Here is an 11,411-nt window from a genome sequence, read left to right on the forward strand (position 1 = left end):
TTTAGATTAGCCTTCTATCCGTCTGTCTGATGTGGGTCAACAACTGACCCACCATCGGTTGGCCTAAAGATCTCTGGCTTCAGTTCGATGAGTAAAGCCGTTGTCAAATCCACTGGGAGGAGGAGCTTGACATAAGGAGGGAAGGTATGCCTGCACTTCGGATGCGTTGGATCATTGTGGTGCTGTGGATGCTGGGCACAATGGCCCTGGCGCCACAAGCTTTCGCAGAAAGCATAAACATTGTCCTTGATTTCCCCGTTGATCAGTTATCTATAACCCCTAAGGACGATTACGACCAGATAAGGCTCCGCGGGTGTTATATCGCCTCGGATGTGGGCGCACCGGCGCTGCCTCAAAAGAGCGTCTATGTGTCCATCCCGTTTGACAAGAGCGTCGATCATGTTGAGGTATGCGCCGTCTCAAGACTTGTTCTTGATGGGCAATACACCGTATATCCTATGCAGCCTCCCGTCCCGACGGACAGTGGCGGCGCTGCGGGATTCGTGGCCCCAGACCCGTCGATCTACAGCTCTGACGCACCGTATCCGGCAAACGCTGTTGAGCAGACGAAGTCGGGCTCCCTTGCGGGCTACAAGATCGTAGGTCTTTTAGTTACACCGTTCGAGTACAAACCGGTCTCACAGACGCTCACATTCTTCACATCAGTATCGCTAAGGCTGGACCTCGCGCCGGCCCCGCCTCAGGCGCTTGCCGTGACGAGGCGAAGTGATGTTCTCGAGAGGTCAAGTCGAGAGAGGATTTCAAAGCTAGTTGTCAACAAGGGCTCCATCAGCCCGCCAAGACTTTCCCCCAGCGTCTTGGGAACGTTCGACACGGTTGACTGCGTGATCATCACGGGGAGTTCCTACACGTCCCAGATGGAGCCGCTGGCGGACTGGATGATCAAGAAGGGCTACAGGACGGAGATTCATACGGTCTCAGCGATCAGCAGCTCCTACGGCGGGACGGACACACAGGAGAAGATCAGGAACTTCCTCAAGGATTACTACAGCAACAAGGGCCTGGGATGGGTGATACTTGGCGGCGACACAAGCGTTGTGCCGGCGAGGGCGGCCTACGCCTTTGACGTGGAAGGCGACGGTTACACCTACGATGACTATCTTTATTGCGATTACTACTATGCTGACCTGGACGGCACGTGGAACGACGACGGCGACTCGCTTTGGGGCGAGGTCAACGCTGACAACATAGACATGTATGCTGACCTTCTGGTCGGCAGGTTGCCGTTTGATACGACCAGCGAGGCGGAGGTAGTTGTCGAGAAAACGCTGGTCTATGAGGGTGTTGGCTCAACGCAGATGCCTACCGACTATCAGAAGAAGCTGCTGATGTTCGCCTGCGAGCTCGATGGAGCGACCTCTGGCGGGGACTGTAAGGACGAGCTGGAGAACTACGTGGGCATCCCAGGCGACTACACGATCACGAGGCTTTACGACCGCGACGGCACATCCGGCAAGACTAACATCGTCAACGCCATGAACTCCGGCTACAACCTGATCAACAACGTGGGTCATGCTAACTACTCGGTGATGAGCGCGAAATACACAGGGACCCGTGAATACCTTTACCGAGACGACATGTCCGGGCTTGCCAACGGGCCTCGTTACTCAGTTTTATATACGATCGGCTGTTGGGCGGCAGCGATAGACTACGACTGCATGGGCGAGCGGTTCGTTCTCTCTCCAAGCGGCGGCGGCGTCGCGTTCATCGGGAACAGCCGGTATGGATGGTTCAGCTCTGGTTATCCCGGTTACGGGCCTTCCGACGCGTTCGACCAGGAGTTCTACTCCGCGATTTTTGACAGCGGGACTTTCGAGCTAGGCGCTGCGCTTTCAGACTCGAAGCAGGTTTTTGCAAGCTACGCAAAGGGCAGCTATAGCTCGAGCAAGTATTACCGCTGGGTCCTTTACGAATTGAACCTTTTGGGATCGCCGACAACGCCCGTCTGGACAGATACGCCATCGTCCATGAGCGCAAGCTACGACAGCACGCTAACGGTGGGGCAGACAGAGTTTGATGTTCACGTTGAGAGCAGCGGGCCGGTTCAGTCCGCGCTAGTATGTCTTTACAAGGAGGACGAGGTCTTTGAGACGGCCGAGACCGATTCGAGCGGCTTGGCCCACGTGACGCTCTCTCCGCCGCCGACATCAACGGGGACGATGTTCGTAACAGTCACCAAGCACAATTACCTGCCCGAAAGAGGCAGCGCCGAGGTTCAGGACGGCAGTAGCTCCGGGCCTGAACTGAGCGACGGGTCGGTCTCGCCAGAATATGGGCAGTCAACCGATACCTTTACGTATTCTGTGCACTATTATCATGCAGATTCGGAGCCACCGGCGACCGCGGACGTCTATATCGACGGCTCTCCGCAAACGATGACGTTGGCCTCCGGCCAGGCGGCGGACGGCGACTACGAATACGAGGCATCGTCGCTTTCTGCTGGCGATCATTCGTTCTACTTCTACTTTGAAGACGGAAACGGCAAGAGCGACAGGTTGCCCGCCTCAGGAACTTCTGATGGGCCGTTCGTTGACGACACGAAACCCTCCTCGAGCTGCTCAAGTCCGAGCTACTCGACCTCGCAGCCAGCGTCGATCACGTTCACGTCATCCGACGGCGAAGGATGCGGCATCTACGAGACCAAGCTCTATTACAGGTTTGATGGCGGCAGCTACAGCTACTCCGGAGAGTCGGAGTCGGGCACATCTGGCTCGTTCTCCTTCTCATTCCCCGATGGACAGGGGACCTATGACTTCTACACTATCGCCATTGACAACGCCGGCAACGCCGAGGACCCGCCGGGCTCCGCCGACGACACGACTATCTACGACTCGCAAGCGCCCGTCTCATCCTGTTCGTCACCCACCTATGGCACGTCGCCGATAGCCGTAACCTACACCGCATCGGATGGCGGAAGCGGCCTGGCCAACACGAAGCTCTACTACAGCTATAGCGGAGGCAGCTTCACGTTCTCCGGGCACCAGGCTAGCGCCAGTTCTGGCTCGTTCTCCTTCGTCCCTCCCGATGGCGAAGGAACCTACTCGTTCTACACGATAGCCTACGACAACGCTGGCAACGAGGAGGGCGCGCCGGGCTCTGCGGACGACACCACTATATACGATGGAACAAAGCCCTCGTCTGCCGCTTCCTCGCCAACGTACGCCACGTCGCTGCCCATAACCGTCTCCTTCACCGCATCCGACACCGGCTCGGGCATCGGCTCGACGGCGCTTTTCTACAGCCACGATTCTGGCAGCTATTCGTATTCTGGCCAGACGAAGAGCGGGACGTCGGGCTCGTTCTCATTCTCGGCAACCGAGGGCGAGGGCACGTACAGGTTCTACACGCTTGCGACCGACAACGCCGGCAACGAGGAGGATGCGCCGGGCTCTGCGGACGACACGACCATCTACGACTCTACCAGACCCGAATCATCTTGCTCCTCGCCAGAGTATGCCTACTCAAGTCCGATCACCATCACGTTCACGGCGTCCGATTCGCTCAGCGGCGTCTCAACAACCAAGCTCTACTACCGCAAAGACGGTGGAGATTACTCGTATTCTGACCTCGAGGAGAGCGGGACCTCGGGGTCGTTCTCGTTCTCGCCGCCTGACGGGGATGGCACGTTCGACTTCTACACGCTTGCGACCGACAACGCTGGCAACGAGGAGGACGCGCCAAATGCGCCCGACTCATCGACCGAGTACAGAGAGACGGACAACACCAGGCCTGAGTCGTATTGCGAGGCGCCGGAGTATGCGACCTCGATCCCAATTGATGTGGAGGCTTTCGCGTCGGACGATGAAAGCGGCGTTGCGCAGACGAGACTCTATTACAGCTTCAACGGTGGGGAGTATGAGGATTCTGGCGTAACGTGGTATGGGGACAGCTTCTGCTTCCTTCCTCCGCCTCTGCACGAGGTCTTCGTTTCTCTGGACGGCACACCGGACGCTACGGGGACGATAGACGACCCGAAGAGCCTCGAGAGCGTGGTAACGGATGCTGAGCTCGCGGCCGGAACCATAGTGTGGCTGCGCGCGGGTGAGTATTCAGGGGCTTTATCACAGTCGTCGGCTCAGGATGGCACGCCCGATCATCCGGTCATCGTTATGCCTTTCTGCGGCGAGCGAGCTACGCTTCTGGATGAGGTCTCCCTGCGAGGAGATTCCACATACTGGATAGGCGTTGAGCTCACCAGCTCCGGCACATCCGGCGGAATCGACATATACGACGGCGACGACGTTCGCCTCGTGAACTGCATCATCCACGACCCTCCTAACGGGTATAACGGCATTGGTGGCTGGAGGGTTGGTTCCGGCCACATATTTTATGGGAACTTGATCTGGGGGATAGCACCCAATCACGAGGACCCGCACGGGCACGCCATCTATACACAGAACGATTCCCCTAATTACGGGCTGAAGACCATCACCAACAACATATTGTTCAACAACAACAAGTTCTCGTTGCACGCCTACTGCGAGGGTGGGACTGAATTGAGCGGCTTCAGAGTCACCAACAACATATCGTTCGGCAACAGTAGATACTTCCTGCTCGGAGGCGGGGGGAACATCACGCTCCGCGATAATGTCGTCTCATCCAACTACTTCTATGAGCCTAAGACATATCCTTTCATGCCAGGGTGGTATGGGCCGACGGACACGATGACAATCACGGACAATTATGTAGCTTCCGGCGGCAGCCCAGCCTGGTTCAGACGACACGAATATGGCTCCATAGTGAGAGGCAATACTTTCATCTCGTCCGGGACTTACCGGCTGTTTTTCGACGAATATCAGGACGAGTCGCCCGAATACAGCACGTTCGAGTGGGATGAGAATACCTATTACGTTGGTGCCACGGATGATTTTAGAGTCCTTTACTGCCGCAGCGATGGGAATACATCTTACAGCCTCGAAGAATGGCGTAGTCTGACAGGATGGGATACCAACAGCCAGATAGTTGAGGCACAGAAGCCGTCCCAGAACAAGACCGTTGTCCTATCGAACAGATACAAGATCAAGCGGGCTCACATCGCGATCTACAACTGGGAGGCGTCCGACAGTGTTGACGTTGACGTCTCCTCGATTCTGAGTGCCGGCGACTATTTCCGGCTAGTGGACGTTGAGGATTACTTCGGGGAGCCAGTCTTAAAGGGCTTTTACGATGGCGAACCGCTCTCGGTCCCGATGGCAGAGGAGTTCAAATGCTTCGTGCTCTCTGCGTCATCCTTCACCCCACCCGAGGGCGAGGGCACGTACGCCTTCTACACGATCGCCACGGACAAGGCCGGCAATGTCGAGCTCCCTCCGGATGAGCCCGATGCGGTTACTGTCTATGACGAGACGGCCCCGGTCTCTGGCTGCTCGTGTGATTCGGACGTCAACCACAGCCCCATCTCGATCTCTTTCTCATCTCAGGACGAGACAAGCAGCGTGGCAAACACAAAGCTCTACTACAAATTCAACAGCGGCAGCTGGACCGATACCGGTCTGGAGGAGACAGGCACGTCAGGGGCCTTTGAGTTCACGTTCTCGCACGGCGAGGGGACATATTACTTCTACACACTGTCCACGGATGCGGCAGGCAATGACGAGGCGACGAAGGAGGCTCCGGACGCATCTTGTGTCTATGACACAACCAAGCCAACCTCGGCTTGCTCATGCGGCCAATTCGCCAGCTCACTCCCCATCGTCATCCAGTTCGAGGCGCATGACGGCGGCAGTGGAATGGCATCAACCAAGCTCTTTTACAGTTTTGACGGAGGAGATGCCACCGACTCGGGCCTCGAGACAGATGGCACGGCCGGCAGCTTTGAGTTCAACGCCCCAGACGGGGAGGGCACGTTCAACTTCTACACCATCGCAGTTGACGCCGCCTCAAATGAGGAGACGCCTCCGCAGAGCGCCGACTGCAATGCCATCTACGACGCAACGTTGCCCAGCTCCTCATGTTCGTCGCCTGACTACTCCAACGGCGATCAGATAGCGGTCAGTTTCACCGCCTCGGACACACTAAGCGGCATCTCATTCTGCGACCTTTATTACAGGTTCGGGGATGGCGAATGGACGTCGAGCGGGCTTCGCGAGTATAGCACCTCGGGGAGCTTCAACTTTGAGCCGGCCGAGGGCGACGGAACCTACCAGTTCTACACGATCGCAACGGATAGAGCTGGGAACGCGGAGGGGACGAAGTCCGCCGAGACGACGACGGCTCTTGATACGCAGGACCCGAGCTCAAGCTGTAGCTGCCCCAGCATTACCAAAGCGAGCTCCGTGGAGGTCGCCTTCTGCGCGAGCGACGAGTCGAGCGGGCTTGCTCAGACGAGACTCTATTATCGGTATGCAGGGGGCGAGTGGGTGGACGCGGACGAGGCAGGCAGCGACGAGGCGGGAACATTCGTCTTCTCGTTCGGCGACGGCGATGGGATATATGAGTTCTACACAATCGCAACGGACATCGCTGGCAACACCGAGTCCGTGCCCGAAGAGCCCGATGCGACGGTGCTCTCTGACAGGTCTGCGCCAGCGTCCGAGTGCAGCTCGCCAGAGTCTGCCGGCCAGGGATTCGACGTGAACTTCTCCTCCGACGACGGCGAGGGATCGGGGGTTGTCTCAATTGACCTCTGGTTCAGATTCTCTTATGACCAGGGACAGACGTGGCACCCGGACTGGACAGCGAGCGGGACCTCGTCATCGGAGCCCGCCGGCGCCTTCTCCTATCAGCCCGAATTGGGCGAGGGGATATACGAGTTCTACACGATCGCAACGGACGATGCTGGGAACATCGAGGAGGCCTCGCAGACCGCCGACTGCACCACACATTATGTCACGGAGAAGCCTACATCGAGCGCCTCGTCGCCTGAATACGCGAACAGCGACACCATACCCGTCTCGTTCGAGGCGCGTGATTCGAGCGGCATCAAGGAGGTTCAGCTCTATTATCGCTATGCGCAGCAGGACGGCTCGGATTGGACTGACTACACTGACAGCGGTTACAGAGCCTACACTCAGGAGGGGACCTTTGACTTCGTCGCGGAGAGCTTCTACGGCGAGGGCATATATCAGTTCTACACAATAAGCGTTGACGCCGCAGACAACGTCGAGGACCCGCCGGAGCAGGCCGACTGCCAAACCATCTACGATGCAACGTTACCGAAATCGTATCTATTCTCGCCGGATTACGCGTCGGCCGCGTCGATCAGTTCGGTCTTTACAACCGACGAGGACCTGTCTGGCATTGACAAGGTCGAGCTTTGGTTCCGCTACTCCGATGATAACGGCGGGACGTTTGAACCGGACTGGGGCTCAAGCGGCGTCTTCTCCGAGGCCACGGGCGGGTCTCTCATGTTCGGCGCTGAGGATGGGGACGGACTCTATGAGTTGATGACACTCGCAGCGGACAACGCTGGCAACCAGGAGGATAAGGGCCAGGCAGCAGACCAGACCGTCATCTTGGACACCATCGCGCCGGCCGCGACCGTATCGTGCATGGAATACGCAAGTGAGCTCCCGTTGCGCCTCGAGTTCACGGCAACGGACGGCACGATCGGTTCGGGCGTGGCATCCGTTCTCTTCTGGTATCGCTTCGAGGAGGGAGATTGGACGCCAACAGGTCTCGAGACCGAGGGGACTTTTGGCACCGTGTCGTTCTCGCCCAGCGAGGGCAGCGGCACTTACCAATTCTTCGCCATATCGAAGGACTCGGCCGGCAACGCCGAACCGATCTATTATGAGCCAGAAGCCGAGCTGGTTTTCGACGACCAGATGCCGGCATCATTCGCATTCTGCTCCAACTTCAGCACATCGTCCGTGATAGAGGTCGGCTACGAGGCCACAGGCCGAGAGAGCGGCATTGCGAGCGTGTCGCTGTTCTACCGGTTCAGTTCGGACGGAGGCTCCAGCTGGGCACCGGATTGGACGGATTCTGGCCAGAGTCGCTACACACCGTTCGGGAGCTTTGACTTCACAGCTGACCAAGGTGAGGGTAGATACGAGTTCTACACGATTGCTGAGAATAACGCCGGCAGCGTCGAGCCTGAGCCAAGCAGTGCGGACGCCTGGTGCATGAACGATCACACTCCTGCATCCTATCAACTCTCCTCGCCGGAACTCTCAAACAGCTCGCCCATCAACGTAGATTTCGAGGTCGATGACGGTCAGGCCGGCAGCGGCCTTCGCTCCATCGAGCTATATTACCGCTTTGATGGCGGAGATTGGCGGGCGTCAGGCCTCGATTCAAGCCAGACGGCGGGAACGTTCGCCTTCACGCCTGAGCAGGGAGACGGAGTGTTCGAGTTCTCCGCGCTCGTCATCGATAAGGCTGGAAACTCCACGGCGGGTTCGTTCGAGGTGAAGACCAGCACGGAATACGACACTGCCGCACCCTCTTCAACACTCGCAGGCCCAACTACCGTCAATCAAGGGCCGCTTCAACTGCATTATGAGGTCTTGGAGACCGATGGCCTTCTAGAAGTTTCGCTGTTTTATAGGTTCAGCCAGAGCTGTGGAGAGAGCTGGGACGTCCCGTGGACCGATTCGGGCCTGTCAGGCGCCGACGCTGAGGGTGATTTTACATTTGAAACGGAGCAAGGTGAGGGGTGGTATCAGTTTAAGTCGATCGCAGAGGACGAAGCCGGCAACGTTGAGCAAAAAGAGGCTGCTGACACTCAAACTGTTCTCGATTCAGCCCAGCCGGTCTCCTCGCTCGAGGGGCCTGAGTGCGCCTCAGGCTCGACCATCCTAATCAGCTTCGTGGCCTCCGACCCGGGCTGCGGCTCCGGCATCGTTGCAGTCCACCTGTTCTTCAGCTCTGCGGTCTCTGACTGGGAGGAGGCGGACGTGGGAGCCACGGGCACCGAGGGCGTCATCCAGTTCGAGCCGCCTGACGGTGAGGGGTGGTATCAGTTCTACTCCCAGGCTGAAGACGCCGCCGGAAATTTGGAATCCACCAGCGGAGCGCAGATCGAGGTTACGTTCGACACAACCCCGCCAGAATCGAGCTGTCAGGCAGAGCCCTATCCGTCGCACTCACCGGTCGAGGTCGGAATGCAGGCGGCAGACGCCACAACCGAGCCGGTCGCGATCGCGCTTTACTACCGGTTCAGACTCCCAGGCAGCAGTTGGCAGCCCAACTGGACCGACTCAGCGCAGCGGGTTGACGGCGATTCTGGGACGCTGCAATTCGATACACCACGCGGCGAGGGGATATACGAGTTGTGCAGCATAGGCCGAGACCGCTGCGGCAACACCGAGCAGATCGATACGCCACGAGCAGTGCAGAGCATCTTCGACATGACGCGTCCGGTATCGACGCTTAGCGGGGGCTCCGTGGCGAGTTCAGGCACTCTCGAGCTGAGCTTCACCTCTTCTGATGCACTGAGCGGACTGAGCTCCGCTAAGCTGCTTTACGGCTTTGGAGACGAGGACCTCGAGCCAACTGGCCTTACTACAACCACAACCGAGGGCATATTCGCATTCACATTCGACGACTCTGACCGGCAGGGAACGTATAGGTTCGTGTGCGTTGGAACTGACCGCGCAGGAAACCAGGAGCAACCTACTACTGACAACACAGTCTCGGTTCAGTTCGATCTCGATGCTCCAACTTCTAGAGCAGTTGCTCCGAGGTTTGCGAACCAGCTGCCTATCCAGATAACATGCTCCGCCACAGACGGGACTATCGGGACTGGCGTCGTGAAGGTCGAGCTCTACTACCGCTTCGGAGAGCAGGACTGGGAGTTCTCGAATCTGTCGCAGGAATGCAGCACTCGTGCGACGTTCACGTTCGACTCCGAGCACGGAAACGGCACATACGAGTTCTTCAGCATCGCGATCGATGAGGCCGGCAATAGCGAGCCGATGAAGACTGAGGCCGATTCTCAGACGCTGATTGATAACAAGCGTCCAGATTCTGAGGCGTCTTGCCAACCCTGTCATCCCGAGTCGCCAATCGAGATATCTTATGTGGCCACGACAGGCACATGCCAGCTCCAAAGGGTAGCGCTGTGGTATCGCTATTTCGACAGCGCAAACTGGACATCGTGGGCGGATTCAGGGGCTTCGGATGGTGGCACGAAGGAAAGCATCTCATTCTCGCCGCCGCTTGGGGACGGGCGTTACGAGTTCTATACGCTGGCTGAGGACGAGTGCGGCAACATGGAATTCGGGCCTGGCATCGCCGACTGCACCACCGTGTTTGACACAACAGCTCCCGTATGCCTCCTCTCGGTCGCGCCGTTCTGCAACCAAGCTGCGGTGCGCGTCGATTACCAGTGCGACGACGGTCAGCTGGGGTCCGGGCCTGGGCCCATAGATTTTTGGCTCAGGATGCAGGACGAAGACTGGGAGCTTCAGTCCGCCGCTAAGGGATATGGCGCAGAGGGCTACGTTGTCCTGAACGTCGAGCCTCAGGAGGGGCATTACGACCTTACAGCCGTCTCGACTGACATCGCCGGCAACACGAGCGGTTTCACGGGCGAGACCAAGGCATCGTTCATACTTGACCTGCTGTCACCGACGTCGATGAGCACTTGCCCACCCTTTGTAAGAACGGCCGAGGTTACGGTCGATATCCGCTCATCCGACAATCTCTCGGGCATAGAATCGCAGCAGCTGTTCATGAGGCGCCCGGGCGAGGCTTGGGCTGCGGCCGGCGCCCCAACTCAGGCAACCCACGCCTCAATCACGCTCACGCTTAGCGGGGGGCAGGGCAGTTATGAGTTTCGAGCGAGGGCGATTGACCGGGCAGGCAACAGCGAGTCGATGTCCGACCAGCTGGAATGCTCCACGGTCTATGATGCAACGCTGCCAGAGGCAAGTTGCTCATCGGAGCGCTACACGCGAACCACGACAGGCGAGATAGACTTCGAGGCATCAGACGAGCACTCCGGGGTGCGTAAGGTTACGCTTTGGGCGGCGTTCGAGGGAGCTCCGTTGGCCGCGGTCGATATCATCAATGGGCAATCCTCTGGCTCTTTTGACTATGCCTTCTCGCAGGGCGAGGGCACATACCACTTCGCCGTTCAGGCACAGGACGCGGCGGGCAATTGCGAGAGCGCACCAACTGTCCATGAGGCAAGCACTACCCTCGACAGAACTGCGCCGCAGACAAACTGTAACACACCATCTGTTACAAAAAGCTCGCCGATCAGCATAACATACAACGCGACTGATTCTTTGTCTGGCATTGAACAGGTAACCCTATACTATCGACTGAACGGCGGCTCGTGGAGTAAGTCCAGTGAGACGAGCACGTCTGCGGGCGGCACCATGTCCTTCTCACCGGCCAGTGGAGACGGTCAATATCGCTTCTGCATCGTGGGCGAGGACCGGGCAGGCAACAAAACAGAAGTTGGCAGCGGAGGCATCGACGAGACCATCTTCGACACC

The 11,411-nt window shown here is 58.1% G+C and carries 1 protein-coding gene; it reads left to right on the top strand.

Annotated elements, in window-relative coordinates:
• Positions 1-146 precede the first annotated feature (146 nt).
• On the top strand, positions 147-11,411 hold an 11,265-nt coding region (locus tag VM163_02300; GenBank protein HUT02704.1), incomplete at its 3' end, for a C25 family cysteine peptidase.

The sequence above is a fragment of the bacterium genome, from assembly GCA_035527515.1.
Lineage (GTDB): Bacteria > B130-G9 > B130-G9 > B130-G9 > B130-G9 > B130-G9.